This window comes from Paenibacillus sp. FSL R5-0912 (assembly GCF_000758605.1).
Classification (GTDB): Bacteria; Bacillota; Bacilli; order Paenibacillales; family Paenibacillaceae; genus Paenibacillus_AQ.
Genome location: NZ_CP009282.1, coordinates 4728471 through 4752509, shown reverse-complemented (window position 1 = coordinate 4752509; position 24039 = coordinate 4728471). Strand labels below are relative to the sequence as shown.

General features: G+C 51.1%; 21 protein-coding genes. 17 read left to right on the top strand and 4 right to left on the bottom strand.

Annotated features, from left to right (window positions below; translation table 11 throughout):
* The 4 genes from R50912_RS20100 (at nt 1) to R50912_RS20085 (ending at nt 5658) form a co-directional block, all read left to right on the top strand.
* A complete protein-coding gene (locus R50912_RS20100; RefSeq protein ID WP_042138366.1) occupies nt 1-813 on the top strand; it encodes a carbohydrate ABC transporter permease in 813 nt (270 codons plus the stop codon).
* A 92-nt stretch (nt 814-905) separates the two neighbouring features.
* The gene (locus R50912_RS33420; protein WP_197072945.1) at nt 906-2705 is read left to right on the top strand and encodes a cache domain-containing sensor histidine kinase; all 1800 of its coding nucleotides are present in this window, start codon (nt 906-908) and stop codon (nt 2703-2705) included.
* Nucleotide 2706: 1 nt separating this feature from the next.
* Nucleotides 2707-4308, top strand: coding sequence for a response regulator (locus R50912_RS20090; protein WP_042237379.1), 1602 nt, complete (start codon nt 2707-2709; stop codon nt 4306-4308).
* Between the two features lie 78 nt (nt 4309-4386).
* Entirely contained in the window at nt 4387-5658 is a 1272-nt protein-coding gene (locus tag R50912_RS20085) for an ABC transporter substrate-binding protein (protein WP_042237377.1), read from the top strand.
* Between the two features lie 30 nt (nt 5659-5688).
* On the opposite strand, the gene R50912_RS20080 is transcribed toward R50912_RS20085, so the two are convergent.
* Both R50912_RS20080 and R50912_RS20075 read right to left on the bottom strand, forming a co-directional pair.
* Nucleotides 5689-6486, bottom strand: coding sequence for a lipase family protein (locus tag R50912_RS20080; RefSeq protein WP_042237375.1), 798 nt, complete (start codon nt 6484-6486; stop codon nt 5689-5691).
* 65 nt (nt 6487-6551) lie between these two features.
* Nucleotides 6552-7493, bottom strand: coding sequence for an SDR family oxidoreductase (locus R50912_RS20075; protein ID WP_081956808.1), 942 nt, complete (start codon nt 7491-7493; stop codon nt 6552-6554).
* Between the two features lie 164 nt (nt 7494-7657).
* Between R50912_RS20075 and R50912_RS20070 the strand changes: the two genes are divergently transcribed.
* Both R50912_RS20070 and R50912_RS33415 read left to right on the top strand, forming a co-directional pair.
* Nucleotides 7658-8032: a MerR family transcriptional regulator gene (locus tag R50912_RS20070; protein WP_039293820.1), complete on the top strand. Its 375-nt coding sequence runs from the start codon at nt 7658-7660 to the stop codon at nt 8030-8032.
* Nucleotides 8033-8140: 108 nt separating this feature from the next.
* Nucleotides 8141-9016 (top strand): alpha/beta fold hydrolase, encoded by an 876-nt coding sequence (locus tag R50912_RS33415; protein ID WP_052416544.1) that lies wholly within the window; start codon nt 8141-8143, stop codon nt 9014-9016.
* 64 nt (nt 9017-9080) lie between these two features.
* Here the strand turns inward: R50912_RS33415 and R50912_RS20060 are convergent, their stop codons facing one another.
* The gene (locus tag R50912_RS20060; protein WP_042237370.1) at nt 9081-10961 is read right to left on the bottom strand and encodes an LTA synthase family protein; all 1881 of its coding nucleotides are present in this window, start codon (nt 10959-10961) and stop codon (nt 9081-9083) included.
* Between the two features lie 181 nt (nt 10962-11142).
* Between R50912_RS20060 and R50912_RS20055 the strand changes: the two genes are divergently transcribed.
* The 7 genes from R50912_RS20055 (at nt 11143) to R50912_RS20025 (ending at nt 16081) form a co-directional block, all read left to right on the top strand.
* Entirely contained in the window at nt 11143-11397 is a 255-nt protein-coding gene (locus R50912_RS20055) for a hypothetical protein (RefSeq protein ID WP_042237369.1), read from the top strand.
* Entirely contained in the window at nt 11394-12524 is a 1131-nt protein-coding gene (locus R50912_RS20050; RefSeq protein ID WP_042237367.1) for an SGNH/GDSL hydrolase family protein, read from the top strand. Before R50912_RS20055 ends, R50912_RS20050 begins: the two co-directional genes overlap by 4 nt.
* An 860-nt stretch (nt 12525-13384) precedes the next feature.
* On the top strand, nt 13385-13918 hold the full coding sequence (locus tag R50912_RS20045) for a TetR/AcrR family transcriptional regulator (protein ID WP_042237365.1): 534 nt from the start codon (nt 13385-13387) through the stop codon (nt 13916-13918).
* 12 nt (nt 13919-13930) lie between these two features.
* A complete protein-coding gene (locus tag R50912_RS20040) occupies nt 13931-14254 on the top strand; it encodes a DMT family transporter (RefSeq protein ID WP_042138348.1) in 324 nt (107 codons plus the stop codon).
* A gap of 3 nt (nt 14255-14257) precedes the next feature.
* The gene (locus R50912_RS20035) at nt 14258-14611 is read left to right on the top strand and encodes a DMT family transporter (RefSeq protein WP_042237363.1); all 354 of its coding nucleotides are present in this window, start codon (nt 14258-14260) and stop codon (nt 14609-14611) included.
* A gap of 163 nt (nt 14612-14774) precedes the next feature.
* Nucleotides 14775-15518 (top strand): N-acetylmuramoyl-L-alanine amidase family protein, encoded by a 744-nt coding sequence (locus tag R50912_RS20030; protein WP_042237361.1) that lies wholly within the window; start codon nt 14775-14777, stop codon nt 15516-15518.
* 38 nt (nt 15519-15556) lie between these two features.
* A complete protein-coding gene (locus tag R50912_RS20025) occupies nt 15557-16081 on the top strand; it encodes a DNA topology modulation protein (protein ID WP_042237359.1) in 525 nt (174 codons plus the stop codon).
* A 95-nt stretch (nt 16082-16176) separates the two neighbouring features.
* Here the strand turns inward: R50912_RS20025 and R50912_RS20020 are convergent, their stop codons facing one another.
* Complete coding sequence (locus R50912_RS20020) at nt 16177-16710, bottom strand: CDP-alcohol phosphatidyltransferase family protein (RefSeq protein WP_042237358.1); 534 nt, start codon at nt 16708-16710, stop codon at nt 16177-16179.
* A 241-nt stretch (nt 16711-16951) separates the two neighbouring features.
* Here R50912_RS20020 and R50912_RS35180 point away from each other — a divergent pair, with 241 nt between their 5' ends.
* The 4 genes from R50912_RS35180 to R50912_RS20005 all read left to right on the top strand — a co-directional run bounded on the left by R50912_RS35180 (nt 16952) and on the right by R50912_RS20005 (nt 23997).
* Nucleotides 16952-17254 (top strand): hypothetical protein, encoded by a 303-nt coding sequence (locus R50912_RS35180; protein ID WP_156123212.1) that lies wholly within the window; start codon nt 16952-16954, stop codon nt 17252-17254.
* 370 nt (nt 17255-17624) lie between these two features.
* The gene (locus R50912_RS20015) at nt 17625-19793 is read left to right on the top strand and encodes a peptidase domain-containing ABC transporter (protein WP_042237356.1); all 2169 of its coding nucleotides are present in this window, start codon (nt 17625-17627) and stop codon (nt 19791-19793) included.
* A gap of 1 nt (nt 19794) precedes the next feature.
* A complete protein-coding gene (locus tag R50912_RS20010; protein WP_052416542.1) occupies nt 19795-21123 on the top strand; it encodes an HlyD family type I secretion periplasmic adaptor subunit in 1329 nt (442 codons plus the stop codon).
* Between the two features lie 18 nt (nt 21124-21141).
* Nucleotides 21142-23997 (top strand): hypothetical protein, encoded by a 2856-nt coding sequence (locus tag R50912_RS20005; RefSeq protein ID WP_042237354.1) that lies wholly within the window; start codon nt 21142-21144, stop codon nt 23995-23997.
* Nucleotides 23998-24039 lie beyond the last annotated feature (42 nt).

Genomic DNA, 24039 nt, shown 5'->3' with positions numbered 1-24039 from the left:
ATGAAGAAGCTTGCTTTAAATATTGCTGCTGTTCTGCTTGCGCTGCTGTTTGTTTTTCCGCTGATCTGGATGTTCCTCACCTCCCTGAAGCCTGACGGTGTGAACGTATATACGCTGGCTGATTGGGTGAATTGGTCAGATCTGAATACCGATAACTATGTCAAAGTCATCCGGGACTCGCAAATTCTGCATTGGACGTGGAACAGTCTGGTCATAGGTGTCCTCACCACCGTCATATCCATTCTGCTCAGCTCGCTGGCGGCATTCTCCTTCTCCAAGCTGCCTTTCCGGACGCGGGGGATATTCTATGTGCTGATCGTTTCAGGTCTGCTGATTCCGACAGAAGCTATACTGATTCCGCTCTATGAAACTGCGCTGCATCTGCAGCTGATTGATAACATCTGGGCGATTATCCTGCCCGGGCTGACCAACCCGATCGGCATTCTGCTGCTGAAGCAATTCATGGACGGGGTACCCAGGGATTATATTGAAGCCGCGCAGATTGACGGCAGCCGCAGCTTCCGGTTATGGTGGAGTATCTGTCTGCCGCTTACGCGCTCAGCCATGGTCTCTGTGGGAATCTTCTTCTTTATCCTCTCCTGGAATAACTTCCTGTGGCCTTATCTGGCGATTACCTCAGAAGAGAATATGATTCTTTCGGCAGGGCTGCCCACCTTTTTGTCGAATAATAACATGTCGCTCAATCTGATTATGACGGCAAGTGCCATTGCGGCGATACCGACGATTCTGGTGTTCATTCTTCTTCAGCGGCATATTGTCCAGGGTGTGGCGATGTCCGGTGTCAAAGGTTAATTCTTAAACGCGAAAGGATAGTGGGCATGCTTACATCTCCTGAGAGTTCTGCCAGGCCCATGCGGCTCCGCCTGATATCCTGGATCAAAATTATGAAGAGCAGCATGCGCTATAAGTGGATGCTGCTTCTTGTTCTCTTCTCCTTGACACCGCTGGTGGTCATGGGGATTATTTCATTTTCGATCTCCAAATCAACGATTAACCACAAAGTAACCGAATATTCCGAGCATCTGCTGTACCAGACCGCTGATAATCTGGATACGCGGCTGGGTGTGTACAAGGACATGATGATGCAGGTGCTGAACAATAACGAGATCGTGGGCATGCTGCGGACCCTTGATCGGACAGACACGGCCAGCTATGATGTGGATAGTCTGTCGCTAACGACGAAGCTGTCCACGATTGTGGCGATCAATCAGGATGTGCAGTCGATTTCTTTTGTATCGGATAGGCATTATATCAAAGGAATCTACCGCTGGAACAAGCGCACGCCAGCCGAGGTAGAGCCATTCCTGCAGACGCTTGAGGGCGGCAGCAACTTCCGCTGGTATCCGACCCGCTACGGGACCTATGTAGACAGTCTGAATTCGCAGAGTACCCATGTCTTCTCGGTAGCCAAGCAATTGTACAAAATATCCGATGACAGTCCGCTGGGGATTGTGGCTGTCCTGGATATCCGGGAGGATGTCATTAAGGAGCTGGTCTCGAAGGCGGTAAGCAACAACCGGGACCTGCAAAGCTTCGTGATGGACGGCCGCGGCATGCTGGTCTCCTACCCGGACAGCGGACTGATTGGCAGAAGTGTGACTGAGGTGCTGGGTGAGGCGGGTTACGAGAAGCTCATAGGCTCCGGCCCTGAGGAGACGAGATTTCCACTCACGTACAAGGGCGACAGCCTGATTGTGAATGCTAAGAAGCTGCACACCAATGACTGGGTGGTTGTGAATGTGATTTCCAAAGCGGCGCTGTACCAGGATTCGAACCGTCTGCTGCAGATTTTCATCTTCGTCGGGCTGCTCTGCATTGTCTTCTCGGTCATTGCTGCACTGGTGCTGGCGAATTCCATTACGAATCCGATTCTGAAGATGATCCGTCTGATGCGGCAGGTGATGTCCGGCGAGCTCAGCGTCCGCTATAAAGCCAAAAGCCGGCATGACGAAATCGATATTCTCGGCGATAATTTCAACTACATGGTTGTGCGGATCGACGAGCTTTTGAAAGCGGTATATCTGGAGCAGGATCAGAAACGGATGGCGGAGCTCAAGGCATTGCAGGCGCAGATTAACCCGCATTTTCTCTACAACACGCTGGATATTATTAAATGGACGGCCTTGATTCAAAAAGCCAACAACGCAGCAGAGATGGTCAGCTTATTGTCACGCCTGCTGCGGATCAGTCTGGGCAAAGGGGAAGAGACGGTTACGGTGGAAGAGGAAATCGAGCATGTGCAGTGTTATCTGGGGATTCAAAAGTTCCGCTTCAACTTCAATATTGAGACCGTGGTTGAGATGGACGATGAAGTCCGCCACCTGCGGACACCCAAGCTGATACTGCAGCCGATTGTGGAGAACGCGATTATCCATGCTTTTGGAGAGATGGAGTCCGGCGGGAGCATCCGTATATCGTGCAGCAAAGCGCCGGGCAATCTGGTATGGTTCGAAGTAGCGGACAACGGGAAGGGGATAGACCCGGCGCTTGCGCGTAGTCTGCTGGCCGGGCAAGCGCAAGAGGAGGAGAAATCGGGTGGCATTGGACTGGCCAATGTGGATGAACGGATTAAGCTGATTTGCGGAAAAATGTACGGCATTGAGATTCACAGTGAGCCTGGTACAGGAACGTCAATACGAATCAAGCTGCCACTCATGACAGAAGATATAAGGGGGAACCGCTGAGATGCACCGGGTCATTATCGTAGAAGATGAATTTATCGTAAGATATGGAATCCGGTCGATGATTAATTGGGAGTCCATCGGGATGGAGGTCATAGGCGAAGCGTCGAACGGCAGGGAAGCGCTCGAGGTGATGGCAGCCGGGCTGCCGGATATTCTGATTACCGATATGAAAATGCCTGTAATGGACGGCATCGAGCTAATCGCCGAGGTACGGAAGCTCTCACCGGATATCAGGATTATTATCCTTAGCAACCTCGAAGATTTCCAGTATGCCAAGGAAGCGATCAGACATAGTGTATCCGAGTATATGATCAAATCGGATATGATGCCGCGTGACTTTGAACTGGTGCTGCTTAAATTGAAGGAAAGCCTGGAGGCGGTGCAGAAGAACGTGCCCGTCTCTTCCCCGGCTGCTTACCCGGAGCAGGTGCATAAGGAGAATTTCCTGCTGGAGCTCATGGAGCGGGGGGCGGTTCAGGGGCAGATAGACAAAAGTAGACTCGCACAGGCGGGACTTGCGGATTCACGGCCGCTATATTTGCTCCATATTAGCCTGGGCAGCAGTGCTGAGCCGGGGTATGGGCAAGGACAGAGCGTGATCCGCAGGCTGCTGGAGCAGATTTGGGTTGAGCGTACCCTCGGGTATGAGATGTTCCCGGACAGACAGGGGGAGCTTAATATTATAGTAACCACAGAGCTTAACTCAGAGCCTGCAGGGTTTGCCTGGTTAGACTTCGTGCGCCGCTGTAGTGAAGAGCTTATCTGCCGCTTATCGGCCCAATCTAGCTGGACTGCAACGATTGGTCTTAGCGGAGTGAACGGGCAGTGGGCAGAGCTGAAGAATGCTTATGTCCAGGCCGTGGAAGCTGCCGGGCAGAAGCTGTTTATGGGAAGCGGGCGTGTTCTGGTTCACGGCAGCGAAGAACTGAAGGCGCAAGTACCTCCGCTTGAGGCACTTCAGATCAGCAGCCGCCAGATCCAGTCTATGGTGTACGCCTTCCAGACCAGAGAGCTGGAGGAGTATCTGAATCAGCTGTTCGGGCAGCTGGCTGTGCGCCGGGATGCGGATCTCGTGCAGATTATCTCCCTAGAGCTGCTGATGATCTTAACAACCTTGTGGCCCGATGTATCCAGGGATGCAGAACAGGTTCTGGAGCTCAAGAAGCAGTACTTCGACGAGCTGTCGATGCTGGAAACGCTTGAACAGAGCCGGCTATGGTTCATGCAGGCCTTCGAAACGCTGGTAGAGCATATGATAGAGATGTATAACAGCGACCGGAACAGCATTATCAAGGCAACCCAGTATATTCAGCAGTACTATGATCAGGAAATTACGCTGCAGTCGATCAGCCGGCTTGTACACCTAAGCAAGAATTATTTCGCCAACCTGTTCAGGAAGGAAGTAGGCGAGAGCTTCCTGGAGTATCTGACCCGGATCAGGATTGAAAAGGCCAAGATTCTGCTTACCGGAGAACTGAAGGCTGGAGATGTCGGTACCTTGGTCGGGATTCAGGACCCGAAATATTTCTCCAAAGTGTTCAAGAAGATCACCGGTGTCTCTCCGTCGGAATATCGCGTGCTGGTCCGTAAGAGCGGCCAATGAGGGCTGGGATGGTGGAATTTAGTGCAAACGCTTACAAATTATGACTGAAGTGAGCCTGTTCCGGAAAGGGGGAGTGAGATGAAAACCATGGGCCGTATGCTGCCCGTTCTGCTGCTGTATCTGTTCCTGCTGCCGGGCTGTGCAGAGCTCTCTTCCGGGAATCAGAGTACCCTGGAGAGCACAGCGCCTGTCGAGGTGTCGTTCTGGAATCCGTTCGGAGGCGGCGAAGGTGAATTCGTTGAGAGGATTATCAAAGATTATAATGCTTCCCAGAGTGATGTGTTTGTGAAGCAGCTCAGACTTGAATCAAACGAATATTATGCCAGGCTGAGCACTGCTCTGTCCTTCGGCAAAGGGCCTGATGTAGCCGTCGTCCATGCGGACCGGTTGTCGCCGTTCATCAAGGCGGGGCAAATTGTACCGTTGAATGCTCTGGCTGAGCAGGACGGATTCCAGTGGAGTGAAATCGGTGAACAGAACCTGCAGAGCGTCAGCTACAGCGGACAATATTATGCGGTCCCGCTCGATACGCATTTTCACATGCTCTATTACAACAAGCATATATTGGCCAAGGCCGGATTGCTTACGCCATCTGGAACACCGAAGCTCGAAGAGAATACTCCCTCAGGGTTCATCCGTATGCTGCGACAGATCGCTGCGCGGGTTCCGGGAGTACAGCCGATGGCGGTCAACACTCCTTATTTCCAGGAATCGTTCCTGGATCTGTATTATGAGGCAGGCGGAGAGCTGTTTAGTCCCGATATGAAACATGCAGCGGTCGATAATGAGAAGTCGGTGAAGGTCCTCAGCTTCTACCAGCAGCTGTTCGAAGAGGGATTAAGTGATCTGAACGATAATACACCTTGGGACTCCTTCTATAACGGCCAGGCCGGACTGTGGTTCGGCGGAGTATGGGAAGCGGGCCATCATCTGGGCAATGATGACCTTGATATTGGTATTATGTCTCTCCCGCCGATCTTCGGCAGCGCCGCCCATTGGGGAAGCTCACATACGCTGGTTGTTCCGGCTTACGTCAGCGAAGAGGAGCAGGCAGGCGCGATGGACTTCATGAAGTATTTCTCAGAGGTGGGCGGGCATATCTGGGGGGAGGCGGGGCATGTCCCGGCGAATCTTGACATCGCAGAGAGCCGGGCTTACCGGGAGCTGCCTTACCGCGCCCAGTTTATCCAGTCCAGGGATCAGGTGAAGTTCGCCCCGCAAACCGATAAATATGCGGCTCTGTTCACTGCTATGTCAGAGGAACTGCAGAATATTATCCGCCACCGGATTGAGCCGGAAGCAGGATTGAAAGTGCTGGAGAAGAGCCTGAACCAAATATTGGCGAATTAATTAGCGAAATGCAGGGGCTCTCCCCGGTAATCAGGTAATCAATTCAAGCACCGGACAGAAGCCGGGATTCGTGGAGCATAACATTGCTGTGAATTCCGGTCGTTGCTTCGACAGTACAGCGAAGTAGCTTCTTAGCACATGATTGAGCTCAACCGTGCCATTCTGGAAAGATAATGAGTACAGCGTCTGCACATGGGTGTAATAGTATTTTTTCTCATGCCGGGGCAGCTTGTAGATGGTAGGTGGAACGTAGGTGGCGACATCAAAAAGATTGGCATAACGGAAACTGCTGCGGACATAGCTGCTGAAAGCTTTGGCAAATGCAGGGTCACCCGCACGCGGGGAGCCATACGTATACAGGCGGGGAGAACTGTGGGCTGAATTAGCAGCAATATCTATAGCACATAAGGTTGCTAGAGCCCCGCCAAGGCTGTGGCCTGTAACGTATACCGTTTTCTCTGGTGACAAGGTGCCGAGTACGGAGAGGATTTCCTCCCGTGCCGACGAATAAATATCTGTGAAGCCTCTGTGCGTCAGGCAGTCCTCGCTGATATATTTGAACTTCTTTTGCGCAGCATTCATGTTCGAGAGCCAATTGGTGGTCGAACTGCTTCCGCGCCAGGCAATAATAATCTCCTGCGGTGATTCCAGAATGAAGCCAAAGGGCTCGGAGATCCCGCCCATGGATCTCGCCCGGAAATTATGCACGACCGAGAAGTCCGCCGGAACCACGAACGAACCATCCGCATGTTCAAATTGTGCATAGGTCTGTCCGCAGACGGCAGCCAGAAAGATGGCCCATTCCTGTTCATTCCGCATGTTACCCATCCCGCATCCCGCCCTTCTTTCTATCTGTGTATGATCAGCAGGCGGGATTGGTGCCTATGGAACCTTTATGAATTCGCGATTGCGTCGAAATCCACATCCGTCAATTGTTTGGATACTTCCCACAATCTGGCTGCCACAGCGGCATCCAGCCCCTGCGGAGCGATCTTGCCGGGCTTTGGCAAGCCCCTTGTTTCTGAGAGTCTGCCGGGACCATAATAAGTTCCGGACTTCGCGTCCGGCGATGTCGCGGCGAACAGAGTTGGAAGCGCGCCTTGCGCAGCCGGCTGGAACAAGATCGGCCCCAGGAACCTGCGTAGAATCCCCGCTGTGCTGTTCGGCCCGGCCCCATTAAGAAGCAGGTCCGTGCGTGAAACACCCGGATGAACCGGAAGGCTCAATAGGCCCCAGCCCGATGCGTCACTGCGCCGCTGCAGCTCCAGTGCGAACATGATCATGGCAATTTTTGATTGCGCATAAGCTTCCATGGCATGATAACGGCGTTCAAATTGCAGGTCGTCAAAATGGATTGAGCCGCTCCGGTGGGCAACACTGCCCAGGCTTATTACACGCGGTTTATTTCCTTTGCGCAGTAAAGGCATCAGATGTGCAGTCAACGCGAAATGTCCAAGGTAATTCGTACCGAATTGAAGCTCAAAGCCATCTTTCGTGATTTTGCGGGTAGGCGGTGTCATCACCCCTGCATTATTGATTAACAGATCAAGACTGTGCCGCCCCTTATTCATCCTTGCGCCGAACGCCTGTACCGACTCTAGGCTGGCAAGATCCAGCTCTTCAAAACGGATATTGGCTGAGGTAACACTGCTGCGGATTTTTTTCACCGACTCCGCTCCTTTTGCGGCATTGCGGCCAGCGAGTATGACTTCTGCCCCGTTTTTTGCCAGCTCCAGCGCCGTTTCGTAGCCGATGCCTCCTGTGCCGGTGACGATGGCTGAGCGGCCCCGCTGTGAGGGGATATTTGAAGCTGTCCATTTAGGGAATTTTTCCATCTTCTCTTTCTCTCCTTTGTCTGTATCTATGGCCCATACCATAATGCTTAACATCCGGCGTCTGAATTGTAAGTTGACCAGCCGTTCGATATACTTAATGTTAATACTTAGAGGCTTATCGAAGTCAAGCAGTCTTTAAAATACCTATTTCGAGGTGAAAGAGGATGTACAGTATCAATGAAGTAGCTGCGATTTGCGAGGTGACTGCGCATACGCTCCGCTTTTACGATAAGGAGGGGTTATTGCCCTTTGTGGGACGAAACGGGGCGGGAAACCGCATATTTTCTGATGGCGATTTATCACTAGTCAAAGTGATTTGCTGCCTGAAAAACACCGGAATGCCTATTAAAGATATCAAGAAATACATCGAATTGATTATGGAAGGCGATTCGACCAAGGAAACACGGCGCAGCATTATGATCGAGCACCGTAAGGAAGTACTGCGGCAGATGGATGAATTGAAGAAAAATCTGAACATTATTGATTTGAAGGTTGCTCTCTATGACACCAATAATTACGATTTGCTACGGGAGATATAACTGCTGGTAGTTAGAGTTATCTCTAAGTGTTGATAGCCAAAACAATACATACATAAGAAGATTTCAGCCGCTATCAGTAATTTCATACATAGCTTGGAGGTTTGAATTTTGATCGAGGAACGTATTTCATTAGGACAGCTAGCGATAAACGTCAGGTATTCTTTAAATGGTAAGCCTATTATTCTATTTCTACATTTCAGCGGCGGAAATTTGAACATGTGGGAGGGCATTCTCCCGCAGTTCCAGCAGGACTACAGCATCATTGCTCCCGATCTCCGGGGACATGGTAAGTCGGACAAACCGGAAACCGGCTATCATATCGATGAGATGGCGGAGGATATGTACAGGCTGCTGCAGCATCTGCAGGTAGATAAGTGCCATATCGTCGGCAGCTCGATGGGAGCTGAGGTTGGTCTCAGTCTGGCGGCGGCGCATCCGGAGAGGGTATTGTCTCTGGTCTGCGAAGGTGCACTTAATAATGAATTCGGCGAATATGGAATATTCAATGGTACCGCGGAAGAAATAACGCAGAGAAAAGAACAGCTTCGTGCAGAATTGGGTGAGCGGGAGGAACGGATGTTCAACAGCATAGAGGAGTATGTTTCCGAACAACGGGCGGAGCTGACAAAGGAGGGGCTATGGAATCCATATTTCTCCGCCTTCTATGAGAACAGCCTGCAGCAGCTGCCAGACGGTAAATATACCTATTGTTATTTAAATCGTGTCCGGACCGAATATATCGTAAAGTACTGGGATCTGTCGTTTGAGCAGTATTATCATAAAATAGAGTGTCCCGTACTATTCCTTCCCAGCGAAGAAGAGTGGGGTGACGAGTCCATCCGACGCAGTCTAGACGCTTTCGCAGGGCTGTTGGACAGCTACGAAATCACGCGCATTCCTGACTCCCTTCATGCTTATGTCTGGATGCAGCTGCCGATTCCGGCAGGCCAGGCCGTGAAGGATTTCCTGAACAAGCAGCTGTGATCACTGATAAAGAGCCCGGTTCTGGAGAAGCTTCTCCAGGACCAGGCTCTATTTTTGTTAGCTTTTAATCAGAGCTGCTCTCATCCTTAACTTCACGGTCCGGCAGTTGTGTAACATAACTGTCCGACATCCTCAGAAGCTCAAGTGCCCGGGTGAATTCATCCTCTGTCGATTGCAGGAGCTCCGTCCCGTCACCGGATAATGTATAATGCTGGCCGTCCTCGAACCCGCTGCCGGATAAGAAGAGCTCTTCGTTATTAACGAAGGAACCTGTAGGCAGATAATAGCGCTGCGGCAGCAGATTATAATGGGTCTGATTCAACAGATCCTGTCCAAAATGAATATGATAGTCCAGCGGTACACCGAGTAAATTCGCTACAGTAGGGAGAATGTCAACCTGTCCGCCTAGCTGCTCCTTCACACTTGGAGACGTAATGCCGGTAGCTGAAATGATGAGCGGGATATTAATCAGATCGCGTTCATTATATTCATGCCCCAGAATTTCCTCCATTAAGACTTTATCATCATCCTTGAGCGAGAAAATAGGAAGTCCCCGGTGATCGCCATAAAGCACAACCACACTGTTATCCCATACCCCGCTGCTTTTGAGTTCGTCCATAAATTGACCCAGTGCATAATCCGCATAGTTCTCGGCCCGGATATAGTTTCCAACGAGTGTACCTTCATAACGTTCCGGCAAGGTCATCTTGTATTTGCTCTCTGGAATGGTGAATGGATTATGCGATGACATCGAGATCACATGTGAATAGAAGGGCTGTTCACTTTGGTCCATCCGGGCCAGCTCTGCAGATGTTTTGTTGTACAGGACTTCATCCGATGAACCATAGAAGACAAGATCCTCTTCACCGAAGTAAGCCTTATCATAATATCGGTTGAAGCCAAGTGCATTGTACAGCTCTCCGCGGTTCCAGAAATCGACTTCATTCGTATGGAAGGTTGCGGTATCGTAACCTTGGGCCTGCAGCAGCTTCGGCAAGCTGGGCAGATCTTTCGGTGCATACATTTCCGTCGCCGGACCATCCGGCGGAACATAGAAGGAAGTATTTACGATGAATTCGGCATCCGATGTGTTACCTTGACCCACCTGCTGAAAGAAACGGGGGAAGTAGTAGCTTTCGGAGGCAAGCTTGTTCAAATTAGGTGTGATTTCCGTTCCGTCAATTGAAAGGTTGATCAGAAAGTTCTGGAAAGATTCCATTTGCAGGATGATCAGATTCTTACCCTTGGCGGCCCCGTACAGAACCGGATTCGCTAGGCTCTGAATGCCTTTGGTTTTATCGATGCCTGCCTGTGAGATCTCCGCTTGATCAATCTGCTCTTCCTCCGGTTCACCCAGCAGGGCATAAGCTTCATAATTGAGAATCCCCATTTGTTCGGCTTTGACATTCTCGTTCATACTTGCCTTGTTCGGAAAAATATTCATCAAACACATAACAAGTGAAACACAGAACAAGGCAGCGACCGCCTTGCGGTTACTGGGACGGGACATCGAGTGCTTCCAAGCCAGCGCCTTCTTGCGTCTGAGCATAACCAGGCTGATAATAATAATGTCTACGAAAATAAGCATATATTGAGGGTGCACGACGGCGAATATACTTTTCTTGACGGCTCCCACCTGCTTGACCTGGCCGAAGACCTGAGAAGTAGCAATAATGCCAAAATGATTATGATAGACAATCAGAGAGAAGAATAAAACGGTAATGAGCAGATTGACGAGCATATAGATGGCAATTTTCCGCTTCGTGGCGAACCATTCGATGAGGCAGAACAGCAGCAGCACAAAAGGAATCTCTTTCAGCCATGTGGTCCAGGTCGGCCCGTCTTCGAACAGGTAATACCAGGCGAAATAGCTTTTAACTAGCATAATTAGGGAGAAGAATAGAATCGATCTTTTACTTAGCGAGCGTGATTCCTTAAACGGCATTGCGTATGCGCATCCTTTTCTATTTAATCTTTTCATTTTATTACATGGGAGAGTTCAAAATCAACTAGATTTGAGGCAGCGGAATTGAAAATAAAGATGTAAATCAGCAGCTTTTACGTTATCCTCATATAAGCGATCCGAAAAAACAGTAAAGAACTTAATCAGTGCAGGAGGAACATAGATGTCAAAAGAATTCTCACGGCAATATACCGAAAGTGTGAAGCTGGAATTATTGAACAGACTCGGACTGAAGCAGGTCTACTTCAAAGGGCAGCAAGGTGATGATCTGCTGTATGAGGCAACCGGATTTGAACGCGGCACGGCGCATAAATTCTGTGTCCGGACGAAGAAGGGAACCATCGACGAGTGGGTAGGCGGCAAATGGATGAAGGTCCGCAGCTTCACGATTGCTACTAGGCGGGAGGGATCAGAATGAGTGGGGACGCCCATTTACAGGTACAGCGGCTGGCTGAGATAGAGCATTTGAAGATTCATGGCAGAACGACAGGCGACCTGGACCCGGTTACGTTATTCTGGACGGGAAGTGCCATCGAGCTGAATGTCCAGGCTTCCGGGCTGTGGATTGAGGTGGAATCCGGTTATGACCAATACGAATCATGGATCAGTATCTTGATCAACTCCGTTCCGGTCAGCAGACAGATGTTGAATGCCGGAAGGCACTGGATCTGTGTATTCCGGGGGATGAACCCTGACACGGTGAAGAATATCCGGATTGTAAAAGAGGTCCAGGCGATGAGCGGCGACCCGGGCTGCTATTTGCAGTTCCATGCGGTCCGCACAGATGGGGAGTTCCTGCCGGTTGAAGCGAAGCCCTACCGGCTTGAGTTCATTGGTGATAGCATCACTTCAGGTGAAGGCGTTATCGGAGCCCGGGAAGAACTGGACTGGATACCGGCCTGGTTCAGCGGAGTGCATAATTATACGGCTATGACAGCAGACGCAGTTCAGGCAGAATACCGGGTGATCTCGCAGAGCGGCTGGGGTGTGCTCACCAGCTGGGATAACAATCCGAAGGGTAATCTTCCAGATATCTACGAACAGGTCTGCGGCCTGCTTACCGGAGCCCATAATGAAGCATTGGGAGCACATAAGGTGAATGATTTCGGGTCCTGGCAGCCCGATGTGGTGGTCGTTAATCTTGGCACCAACGATGACGGTGCATTTCATTCTCCGGAATGGGAAGATGAAGGTACGGGACAGAGATATAAGCAGCGGCTGAAGGAAGACGGCAGTTATCATGAAGACGATCTGTCAGCTTTTGAGGCGGCAGTGGTGAATTTCCTGGGCAAGCTGAGACGGTATAACAACACTGCCCATATTCTCTGGGTGTATGGCATGCTGGGCATTCCGCTGATGCCGGCGATTTATCGTGCTGTGGATGCTTATAGGAAGGCCACGGGCGATAAGAAGGTGTCAGTGTTTCAATTGCCGGATATGACGGACGAAACGGCGGGAGCAAGAACCCATCCGGGATTACTGGCCCATCAGCAGACTGCTCAAGAGTTAAGCGGCTATATTAAGGGATTGTTATCAGGACTATAGGCAGGCCGATAATCAAGTTCTTATTAATAGTGCGGGAATAATGGTTAAGTGACGCTCATCAACGGATGGGCGTTTTTTGCTGTGTCAGGCGTGCCCGGAATTTATGATATTCATCTGTTGGGGATAGGTTTCATTGGAATTTAGAGCAAAGCCTTCTCCGTCAGAAGGATGAATGTGTTCTTATAGGAGTCCCTCTGATCCCGCCGAAAGCGGGCGGTATGAGCGAATCCAAGGGATAAATCCCTCTAAATAGCGGGCGGGAGGCGTAAATGAGGGGCAGAAGTGCCCCTGAATCCGCCAAAAGCGGGCGGGAGGCGGGAATGAGGAGTAGAACTGCCCCTGAATCCGCCAAAAGCGGGCGGGAGGCGGGAATGAGGGGCAGAAGTGCCCCTGAATCCGCCAAAAGCGGGCGGGAAGCGTAAATGAGGGGCAGAAGTGCCCCTGAATCCGCCGAAAGCGGGCGGGAAGCGTAAATGAGGGGCAGAAGTGCCCCTGAATCCGCCGAAAGTGGGCGAGAGGCGGGAATGAGGAGCAGAAGTGCCCCTGAATCCGCCGAAAGCGGGCGGGAGGCGTAAATGAGGAGCAGAAGTGCCCCTGAATCCGCCGAAAGTGGGCGGGAGGCGGGAATGAGGAGCAGTATTGCATTGCGCTTAATTTCCCCGGGGAACTGTACAGAGGTAGCTGTCAGAAGAAGTCTGAGGGGAGTAAGTGGTGGCCTAATATCTCCTAAGTTACACAGGCCGGATAAGCTGCATAATGCATACACTCCAGTTGGATTCTTCCGCCGGGCGACGTTGTTCTTGTTAATTAATTGACATTCAAACCGTCCGGACGGTATAGTAAATGCAGAGGTGATTCACTTGAATAGTAATTCCAAACGAAGTCTGATTCTGGCGGCCGCTTCAAACGTCGTGAAGCATCAAGGAATTGAGAAGCTTACGCTTGAAGCAGTAGCCGCCGAAGCAGGGGTGAGCAAAGGCGGTCTGCTGCATCATTTTCCAAATAAGGACGCCTTAATTCAAAGCATGGTGTCAGGGATAACGAATGACTTCATAGCAGATGTTCAGAATAGGGCAGCCCGGGATACACGGGATCAAGGGAAATGGAGCCGGGCCTATCTGAAGTCCACCGTTGAAGCAGATAAGGAAGAGCAGGGCATGAACGTAGCGCTTAACGCAGCGCTTTTTAATAACGGGGATCTGCTGGAAGAGCTTCGTGAACAGTACTCGGTCTGGCAGCAGAACATGGAGAACGATGGACTTGATCCGGTGATCTCCTCGATTGTCCGGCTGGCTGTAGACGGCCTGTGGTTATCGGAGGTATTTGGAATCGGTGAAATCAGCGGTGAAATGCGGGACAAGGTCGTCAGCAAATTGCTGGAGATGATTAATTAGGAGGCAACCCAAGTGAATTCTTATGTATTATTGTCGTTAGCTATTGTGAGTGAGGTCTTCGGCAGCTCCATGCTTAAGGCATCGAACGGGTTCAAAAGACTGCTTCCATCCATTGCGGTGGTCGCCGGCATGGGGCTGGCGTTCTTCAATCTGTCACTCGCGCTGAAGGAGATCCCCCTCGGGACGGCTTATGCCATCTGGTCGGGTGTGGGAACGGCGTTAACCGCATTGGTTGGCGTACTGGTCTATAAAGAAAGTCTGAATGTCAAAAAAGTAGCAGGACTGCTCCTCATCATTGGCGGTGTGGTGCTCCTGAAGCTTTCAACGGAGGGTTGAACTGTGAAAAGTTATCTAGCACTAAGTATTGCCATCCTCTCGGAAATCTTTGGCACGACAATGCTCAAGCTCTCCGACGGATTCAGCAGTGTGCTGCCGTCTATCGGGGTAGTGATTGGAATGGGTGTGGCCTTTTACAGCTTGTCCATTAGTCTCCGAACCATACCGTTAAGCCTGGCTTATGCCATCTGGTCAGGTGTGGGAACGGCGCTGACTGCACTCATCGGTATCCTGATCTGGAAGGATCCCTTCAACCTGCTCACCGGCATTAGTCTGCTTACCATTATCGGGGGGCTCGTCTTGCTGAATTCCTCTAGTCATGCCGGGCAGGCAGCAGAGCATACACCCGCCAAATAGCATAGAAATAACACAAGACTGATTGGAGCCATGACATAGGCCTCCATCAGTTTTTTTGTGAAGATATGAATGCATAGGTGAGATTAGGTCTTGCCTATCCAGCCTCCGGTATGCTGAAATGGAAGGGGATACGAATTGAAGTGGGCGATAAGGAGAGACCGGAATGAGGAAGATGTACATTATAGCTGCCGTATGGCTCAGTCTGCTACTGCTTGCGGCATGCAGTGATGGCGTCAGTAACGGTTCAGGCGGGAATAGCGCAGACTCAAGTCTGGCTGCGCCTCCGGCGGCGGGTAATCGGGCATTTCATGAACCAGATCGTACAAGCGGGCCTGGAAGCAGTGATCCAGTGTATTCCGGACCTGTGTACAAGGTTGTAATCGATCCGGGTCATGGCGGTGAAGACCCTGGTGCGACTTCTGTGAGCGGACGGTTTGAGAAGGAGTTCAACCTCAGCGTATCACAGGCAATAGCAGCGAAGCTGGCGGATGATCCGCAGCTTCAGATTGAGCTTACCCGGACCGGGGATGCTTTCATATCCACGCATGAGCTGTACCGGCCGGAGTTCGCGAATGACCTCCCGGCAGATTTATTTATCTCCATCCATGGTAATACCTATGAGGATGCATCGGCATCGGGTACGGAGTCCTTTTATTATCATGACGAATCACTGGCTTTTGCCGAAACTATACATAAGCATGTCATTCAAGCCACGGGTCTCAACGACCGCGGAGTTAAGGTTGCAAACTTTTTTGTCCTGCGCGAGACGGAGATGCCGGCCGTGCTGCTGGAACTGGGATATTTAACGAACCCCGGCGATGAGGCGAAGATGTGGACCTCAGCGTTTCAGGAAGGAGTTGCCTCTGCGATCGTGGATGGAATTAGAGACTATTTGCAGTTGGATTGAAGGGATAGCAGTTATGTCATATTGAATAAGGAGAACTTATGAACCGGATTCTAATTCTCGGATCAGGAGGCTCGGGCAAATCCACCTTGGCACGGCAGGTCGGCGGTCTGCTCCATCTTCCGGTTGTGCATCTGGACGCCCTTTTCTGGAACCCGGACTGGATTCCCACGCCGGATGAGGAGTGGGACGGGCTAGTCCGGCAATATACGGAGCAAGAGCAGTGGATTATAGACGGCAATTATTCAAAGACCATGGATATGAGGATCAGGCGTGCGGATGTCATCATTTTTCTGGATCTGCCCAGGCTCTTATGCATGTACCGGATTGTGAAGCGGCGTCTGATGTACCATAACCAGACCAGACCCGATATGAACGAAGGCTGTCCGGAGAAGCTCGACTTTGCGTTTGTGAAATGGGTCTGGAGCTACAAGACACGAAGCCGCGACAACACCATTGCGAGACTCCGGCAGGCCGGCGCTCATCAGCAAGTCATCACCGTTACCTCCAGACGACAGGTCAAGGCGTTAATCAGGAGCTTTGCGGATGCCGGACCGGTAGGCTAAGTATTCTTGTTGTGCAGGACTATAGAAGAATGGGGAGTGTTACCGGAGAGCCCGTTGTGTGTGTTATGGGTTCTTTGGGGTGTATCTACTGAGGATTAACGCCGCCGATACAGCCCCTTTCGGTCCAGCTGCAGCTGGCTTGAGCTCAGAAGAATGATGAATTCCTCCACAGCGGATATGGTAGCTACGGTGCATACAACAGCAGTCCAGACTCCTTGATGAATATACGGAAGCAGCAGAGGTGTGATAAATAACAGGAGTCCGGCGAGTTTGTTGCCATAGGTATGAATGCTCCCGTAGGTCCGGAATTTGCGCAGCGCGGTCAGCATGGAGGCACCCCGGATTAAGGCGATCAGCATGATCCAGAGGAGAACCCCGGGTGTAAGTCCAAGGAACGGATACAATGTATATAATGCAGCGCCTACCAGCGTCATGTCGGCCAGGGAGTCAAGCTTGGCGCCGAGGCTGCTGATTGTTCCGGTTTTTCTGGCAATCGGCCCGTCCAGCATATCTGTGATTCCGCACAGGATATAGACAATAGTGAAGCCCGCGCCCAGCGGCTCAAGCCAGAACAGCAGGAGTGCCAGCAAGGTCCGGCTGAGCGTTATGCAGTTGGGTACAAGCTTCATTTTCAGCCTCCGTCCTTCTGCTGGGAGAATTGCTTTTATATATTATCTATGCTTTATTATTGTCGGTGGACAAGAACAAAGTCCCATAAGAATTCGCAGCACGACTTTTCTGTTTTAAGGGACCAAGTTCTTGTCCTGAGCAAAGGACAAGAACTTGGTCTCTTTGCCGAAAATGGACAAGAACATGCTACTATTGCCAATTCGATCAACATCTAATTATTAACTCATTTGGGCTCCAGGTATGAGAACGGTAATCAAACAGGGAATCCATCTTTTGGAAAATTCAAATAGTAAAGTATCTCAACTAAAAAATTTAGAGTTGGGCATAGAACTGACTTTTTTATTTGAGGAAAGTAAAGGAAATTCTCAAGTACGTTCATATTGTTCAACTTTAATGACGCGCATCAGCAACTTAATTGCCACTTACTCTAAATCTATATTTGATAATGACGAATATAAAATTGGTTATCCATCTGATACTTTACTTCCATCTAAAACATGGGGGAGAACTAACAACTCAATCGATTTAGAACTTGAATTTTAATGATTATTTTCTCGGATTAACAGATGATCCCAAACTAAAGGAAAAAAAGTGAGTACTTAACTATCTGTTGATAATCAGAGAGCAGTGCAAACAGCTCGTAAAAGTGGAGGAGAAGGTAAGAAGGATCGCTGATTGGGGACTCGAGCACGAATTTGATCAGCTTATATCCTTTATTTGAATACTAAATGTTGATACGAAAGGCGCTCCTTTCCATCTGGAATAAGCGCTTTTTTTGTACTGTGAATAATTTGAAAAAATTATTTCTAAATACATATTTCGACATTACGTTTCCAGTTTATGTGATATTATTTGTCTAAATGTATCTTTAAATTACATAAGCTTTTCCAATAAAAACAAGGGATGTTGGACGATGGGGATAACCGCTGAAGTACACGAGGAGGACAAGCGTAAGGAAGGAGAGCCGGAGGTTCCGGTTTTGGATACTGGCCTGCAGTGTTTGATCCTGATCGCCAACTATCACAATGTTTCGGCCGACTACGATCAGATACGGCATTCCCTGGCCATTGACTGTGAAGGCATGAACACGCTGCAGATGCTGCAAGCAGCCAAGGAGCTGGGGTTTAAAGCCAAAAAGGCCGAAGTAAAGCTCGAACGGCTGCGGAAGCTTCCATTACCGGCTGCACTGCGCAAGAAAGAGAGCGGATATGTTGTACTCGCCAAGGTTAATGAGTCGGAGTTTTTAATTCTGGACCCGTTGATCGGTATACCGTCCAGCCTGAGTGCAAATGAGCTGGCTGGTATGTGGAGCGGAGAGCTCATCTTGTTTGCGCCTCAATTCAAATCGGAGCACAGCGAGGCATTCGGCATTAAGTGGTTTTTGCCGGCGTTGTGGAAGCACAAGAAGATTTTGGCCGAAGTTCTGATTGCTTCGTTGTTCCTGCAGCTGTTCGGGCTTGTTTCACCGATGATAACCCAGGTCATCATCGATAAAGTGCTGGCACATCACGGGCTGTCAACGCTTAATGTTCTGGCCATCGGACTGCTGGTTATCATCGTGTTTGAACTGATCCTGAGCATCAGCCGGAACTATGTGTTTACCCATACGACCAGCAGGGTGGACATTACGCTCAGCTCAAAGCTATTCAGCCATCTGTTTCGACTTCCGCTATCTTATTTCGAGAATCGCAGAACGGGAGCCACAATCGCCCGGGTCCGCGAGCTTGAGAATATCCGGCAGTTCCTGACCGGCTCGCCGTTTACGGCGGTGCTCGACGTGTTGTTTATTGCGGTATATATCGCCGTCATGTTTGCCTACAGTACCCGGCTAACCTTTATCGTACTCGGCACGCTTCCGTTTTTTGCACTTCTTTCTATCATCTTTACCCCTTTGCTCCGCAGCAGGCTCGAAGAGAAATTCCAGCGCGGATCGGAATCCCAGTCCTATCTAGTAGAGGCCGTATCCGGCATACAGACGATCAAGTCGTTTGCTTTAGAGCCGATTTCCCAAAAAAAGTGGGAAGGCCTGCTTGCGAATTACACGCGTTCCAGCTTCAAACTGCTTATTTTGTCAGGCACGGCCGGCTCGCTCGCCCAATTTATTCAGAAGATTTCCAATCTCGCCATCCTGTTTTACGGAACCCATCTGGTACTAGCCGGAACGATCACAGTCGGGCAACTGATCGCCTTTCAAATGCTGGCCGGGCGGGTCAGCGATCCCGTACTACGCCTGGTCCAGATGTGGCAGGACTTCCAGCAGACGGGCATATCGATTGATAAATTAAAGGATATATTTCTCGTCAAACCAGAGCCCACCATTTCCGCGTCCAAGACCCGGCTGCCGCGCATCCGCGGACAGATTCAGTTCGAATCGGTAACGTTCCGCTATAAAGTGGACGGGCCAGAAATCGTGCGCAAATTGTCTTTCGCCATACCGCCCGGTACGGTCGTCGGCATTGTCGGGCGCAGCGGCTCGGGCAAAAGTACGGTATCCAAGCTGATCCAACGCCTGTATGTTCCGGAATCGGGCAAAATTCTGATCGACGGGGTTGATATCTCCCTGGCCGATCCCTCGTGGCTGCGGCGTCAGATCGGAGTCGTGCTCCAGGAAAACTACCTGTTCAGTGGGAGTATCCGCGAAAATATCGCGCTTAACAATCCGTCGGCTAATATTCAGGACATCGTACGCGTCGCCCGCCTGGCAGGTGCGCATGACTTTATTATCGAAATGCCGGAAGGCTACGATACCCTGGTCGGAGAACGCGGGGAAGGTTTGTCTGGCGGCCAAAGGCAGCGGATCGCCATTGCACGGGCGCTGCTCGGCAATCCCAGAATTCTTATCTTTGATGAAGCGACCTCAGCGCTGGACTATGAGTCCGAGCGGATCATTCAGAACAATCTGCAAAAAATCTGCGAAGGCCGGACCGTCATCATTATCGCCCACCGGCTATCTACGCTGAGAACCGCCAGCCGCATTATGGTTATGGACAAAGGAAATCTCATTGAAGCGGGGGCGCATGAAGCGTTACTAGCCAAAAAAGGGTTGTATCACTATCTCTATAATCAGCAGGAGAGGGAATAACATGTTCGGATTAAAAAAGGATCGTCTAGAGTATGAATTTCTGCCTGCCGCGCTCGAAATCGAGGAAACGCCGCCTTCTCCTTTAGGCAGATGGCTTATTTGGCTGATCGTCGTCCTATTTCTCCTTATCTTGTCCTGGTCTTATTTGGGGAAGGTAGATGAGGTAGCGACGGCTAGAGGCAAAGTCATTCCCGACGGTAGAACAAAGGTACTTCAGCCGCTGGAAGGCGGCACGATCAAGGCTGTGCTCGTGAAAGAAGGGGAGCATGTGTCGGAGGGCCAGGTTTTGGTAGAGCTGGATTCTACCACCTCCACGGCCGACATCCAGGAGCTGGACAAGCAGATTTACGTCGCCAGGCTGCAAAAGGCGATGCTGGAGGCGGAGCTTAAAGGCGCAGCGTTCAAGGGTCTTGAAGAGGAGAACCTGGATCCGTCCGTGAATACCGCGGAAATACTGGGCATGCAAATGCAGCTCCGCGAGGCACGCGACGAGGAATTCAGTAGCGGCAGGAAGGAAGCAGAGCTCCAGGTTTCTCAGACCGAGCAGGAGCTGGAGCTTGAGAAGGCCGCCCTGGAGCTGGCTAACAAGGATTACGCGCTGGCAGCGATGAAGGCTGAGGGCAGCGCCGAAGAGGGGTTTGAGGATAGCGCCAGCCTTCTTCAAGCCGACAATGATCTGAATAAAGCCAAGCTGCAAATCTCTTCGCAGGAGACAAAAGTGCAAAAAGCGGAAAATGCGCTTGCGGAAGCGAAGCAAAACGTTGTTTCGCTTGAAGAGCGGCATAAACGCACCATTCTGGACGAGCTGGTCGAAACCGAGAAAACGCTGTACAGCCTGGAATCCGAGCTTACTAAGGCTAATAAGAGATACGAGCTCCAGCAGCTGACCTCTCCGGTGGACGGCACAGTGCATGGCCTGTCTTCCTATACGATCGGCGGGGTCGTAACGAGCGCCCAGGATGTAATATCCATCGTTCCAGACGATACTCCTCTTATCGTCGAAGCGACTATTGCCAACCAGGATATCGGCTTTATCAAGAAAGGCCAGGAAGCTAATCTGAAGGTGGATACGTTTCCTTTTCAAAAATACGGGTACCTGCAGGGGGAAATTACCTATGTCAGCCCGGACGCCTTCGAGGATGAGAAGCTCGGTCCCGTCTTTAAAGCGAAGCTGAGAGTGGTTTCAGACACTACTTCAAGCGGAAGCTTCATCCGGATGACGCCAGGGATGGCGGTCACAGTTGAAGCCAAGACCGGCAAACGGCGGATCATCGACTTTTTCCTGTCCCCTCTCAAGAAGGCGATGGACGAGAGCTTTACCTTAAGATGACGGCAAAGGAGCAACTCCATGAGAAGAACTGTAGCTGTAGGAATAGTCATTGTGTTCATTGTTAGTCTGACGGCAATTCTTGGCGCGCCCGGACGCAGTCTGGCCCAAAGTACGGACGTTACATCCAAATCCATCGGCAAAGTTTATGTGACCAAGAGCAGCTATGTGGAGTTCCTGGACCCGCACCTGACCCAATGGGGCAAAAATAATGTGCTCACTTTCAAGATCCGTTTGTTTAACGGAGGACAGTCGGTCATCGATCTGCTGCGTTATGGCATCACCGTCTCCACGGCAGCCGGCGGCTCCAGCAACGCGTTAAGACAGCAGGATGAAGGCGGTACCACCAAAGTGCTTCCGCAGGCGGGGAAGGACTATGTCTTTTACGCGGTTGTACCGAACACTGCGGCGCTAGAGGGGATCCGGCTGGGCGTCAAGGAGTGGAACATCGATTACCCCGGGTTCAGCAAAACCACAGGCAGTGTCAAGATTCCCGCCGGATACGCCGACACGGTGCCTGCGGGTTCCGCAAGACTCAGTCAAATGCAGGGCAATCAAGTTCGGCTCTCAGCCGCAGAGTTCTATACATATGAAACGGCCGGCGAGGAAATTTATACTGTAACCTTCGCCGCTGAAAGCCGGGGGAATCAGCCGGTCAAGCTTCCGGAATACAGCTTTTGGCTTCAAGCTGGCTCGGGCGAGCTGTATCCGTTGGAAGCGGGGACAGACAACAAAGACGAACTGAACCCAAAAGCGAAACGGGTATACGATCTCCATGCCTCCCTGCCGAAAACCGCCCGCTCCTCCAGCTTCAAGCTGCTTGCAGGCGCAAAGGAGGAGGAGATGAATCTGATCACGGACGTCTTCGCGCTCCTACCGGCCAAGGCCTGGAACAAGCTTGCCGCTGTCAATCAGAAAGCTTATTATATCCGGCCGGATGAGGCGCAGCTGTCTATTGCGGCAGAGCCTCTTTACTTCGCGGAGTCCGATTTGCCACAGATGAAGGCTGGAACAGAGATTGTGCTTAAAAATATTGGCAAGCAGGCCATCAAAGCGCCTGTCTTGGGATATTTTCTGGAGATTGACGGGTTGTATTACCCCTTGTCTCTGGAAGGCTCAGGCCCGCCTGCAACAATGGGAGCTCTTGAGCAGCTTACCGCCGTCGTATCGGCCGACATTCCGAAATCGTTAAAATCCCGGAGTATGCGGCTGATGGTTACAAAGTCGCTAGGGAACTCTGACGATCCGGTCTACAGGCCACTGTTGAAGCTGCCGCTGGAGAAATCGGAAGACGCCGAACATGCCAAGACTTTAACGATTGCGAAGAGCGCAACAAAGGACGGAACTCCCTATACCCTTAATCTGGGCAACGTTATGGGTTATACCGAGGGAGGAACCAGAGTGATTCAGGGCACGCTGACCTTTGCCAACACAGGAGTGAACAGCATTAAACTGCCGGAATTCCGGGTGATGGGAATTACCGGGCAGAAATATAAATATGAAGGCAAATTGGCGGAGGGCGAGGGGGACGGTCGGTTGTCTCCACAGGCGACGATGCGCCGGGTTATTAAGATCGAAGTGCCTCTTAACGTAAATTTAACGGGTTTTCAGATCGTCATAGAGGAGCCGATCCGGCAGGAAGGCGGCGAATTGTACCGCTCCGTTGCCAATTTTACCTTGCCTGATTTGGAGAATACACAGTTGGCGGGCTCCGGATGGGTTTATTTCTCGAACGGCTCCGGAGATTTCAAAATCCGCAGGACCTCAACGCTTCGCCTGCCCGCGAACGGTAAAGATGCTCTTGTGAGCGAATTTGAATTATACAGCGGCGGATATGCCGCCGTCCCGCTTCCAGAATTTCAGGCAACCTATTATATCGACGGCGCAGCTGTGAAGGCGGAAGCATTTGTCCTGGACAAAGTGCTCGGCGCTTCTCCGGACCGCCCGGTGTCGGTGCAGGTCGTAGCGACCATTCCTTATTCGACAGCGGGGGGCGAAATGACCGTGCTGCTGGGGCGCAGTGAAGACAATCAGAACTCCAATGTCGCCCAGTTCGCTATTCCCAAGGCCGACAGCCTGAAATCCTATCGGGAGGGCGATACGTATACGCTGGACATTACCGGCGGAGAGTCAGAAATTCAGCTGTACCAGGTGCTGGTGTACCCGGGGGCAGCCGAGGATATGATTGAAATCGAGCTGGTTCAGCGGAATCTGAATAAACGGAGTACGGTAAGCAATCCGTTAACAGGGTATCTGGAGACGGCGGACGGCATGTACTATCCTCTGGAATACGAGAGCGGCTCGGGTGCCGCCATCAAGTACGGAGGTGCGGCGATTCAAACATTGTCCGGCAAAGTGCCTAAAGGGACAAGGCCCGAGACATTGAAGCTGCTGCTGGGGGTGCCGGTAAACGGCAACGGAATTGTTGAATCCGGCGCACGTGCCGAGGCTTATGTAAAGCCGGCTATATATTCATTAATGGAAGAAAGGAAGTCGGGAAATAACGGTCTTGCGAACCTGAATGCGGGGCCTTATTCCTTGACTCTATCGAATGTTGCCGCCAAATGGACGTCAACCTACAGCGGAGCGATTGAATTCAACGCCCGGCTGTTCCGGGATACGGCATTTGACGATTTTGACGGTAAACATAAAATTGTTATCCGGGTTGAGAACGGCGGGGAGGTGATCACGCAGAGAGAGTTCGGGTTGAATACGGATGACGACAACAGCTTTACTTTGACAAACGGCAAATTTCAGGTCGACGGCATTTCTACCGGAAATGCCGGCCCCTTGGTCCAGTTCAAGGTATACTTGAGCTACAAGGGCGGGCTGAAATTGCTGAGTACGCAAACCGCTGCGCTCCCCGCGGCTCCATGAGTCCGGCGGCGGACGCTTACAGCAGGGTTAGACCGGCAAGGG

What these genes read in the sequence shown, in the direction of transcription:
- R50912_RS20055 (WP_042237369.1), top strand. Translation starts at nt 11,143, where the DNA reads ATGTCAAAAGAATTCTCACGGCAATATACCGAAAGTGTGAAGCTGGAA.
- R50912_RS20020 (WP_042237358.1), bottom strand. Translation starts at nt 16,710, where the DNA reads ATGAAGCTTGTACCCAACTGCATAACGCTCAGCCGGACCTTGCTGGCA.
- R50912_RS20100 (WP_042138366.1), top strand. Translation starts at nt 1, where the DNA reads ATGAAGAAGCTTGCTTTAAATATTGCTGCTGTTCTGCTTGCGCTGCTG.
- R50912_RS20085 (WP_042237377.1), top strand. Translation starts at nt 4,387, where the DNA reads ATGAAAACCATGGGCCGTATGCTGCCCGTTCTGCTGCTGTATCTGTTC.
- R50912_RS20005 (WP_042237354.1), top strand. Translation starts at nt 21,142, where the DNA reads ATGAGAAGAACTGTAGCTGTAGGAATAGTCATTGTGTTCATTGTTAGT.
- R50912_RS20050 (WP_042237367.1), top strand. Translation starts at nt 11,394, where the DNA reads ATGAGTGGGGACGCCCATTTACAGGTACAGCGGCTGGCTGAGATAGAG.
- R50912_RS20090 (WP_042237379.1), top strand. Translation starts at nt 2,707, where the DNA reads ATGCACCGGGTCATTATCGTAGAAGATGAATTTATCGTAAGATATGGA.
- R50912_RS20015 (WP_042237356.1), top strand. Translation starts at nt 17,625, where the DNA reads ATGGGGATAACCGCTGAAGTACACGAGGAGGACAAGCGTAAGGAAGGA.
- R50912_RS20080 (WP_042237375.1), bottom strand. Translation starts at nt 6,486, where the DNA reads ATGGGTAACATGCGGAATGAACAGGAATGGGCCATCTTTCTGGCTGCC.
- R50912_RS20025 (WP_042237359.1), top strand. Translation starts at nt 15,557, where the DNA reads ATGAACCGGATTCTAATTCTCGGATCAGGAGGCTCGGGCAAATCCACC.
- R50912_RS20075 (WP_081956808.1), bottom strand. Translation starts at nt 7,493, where the DNA reads ATGGAAAAATTCCCTAAATGGACAGCTTCAAATATCCCCTCACAGCGG.
- R50912_RS33420 (WP_197072945.1), top strand. Translation starts at nt 906, where the DNA reads ATGAAGAGCAGCATGCGCTATAAGTGGATGCTGCTTCTTGTTCTCTTC.
- R50912_RS20070 (WP_039293820.1), top strand. Translation starts at nt 7,658, where the DNA reads ATGTACAGTATCAATGAAGTAGCTGCGATTTGCGAGGTGACTGCGCAT.
- R50912_RS35180 (WP_156123212.1), top strand. Translation starts at nt 16,952, where the DNA reads ATGAGAACGGTAATCAAACAGGGAATCCATCTTTTGGAAAATTCAAAT.
- R50912_RS20060 (WP_042237370.1), bottom strand. Translation starts at nt 10,961, where the DNA reads ATGCCGTTTAAGGAATCACGCTCGCTAAGTAAAAGATCGATTCTATTC.
- R50912_RS20030 (WP_042237361.1), top strand. Translation starts at nt 14,775, where the DNA reads ATGAGGAAGATGTACATTATAGCTGCCGTATGGCTCAGTCTGCTACTG.
- R50912_RS20010 (WP_052416542.1), top strand. Translation starts at nt 19,795, where the DNA reads ATGTTCGGATTAAAAAAGGATCGTCTAGAGTATGAATTTCTGCCTGCC.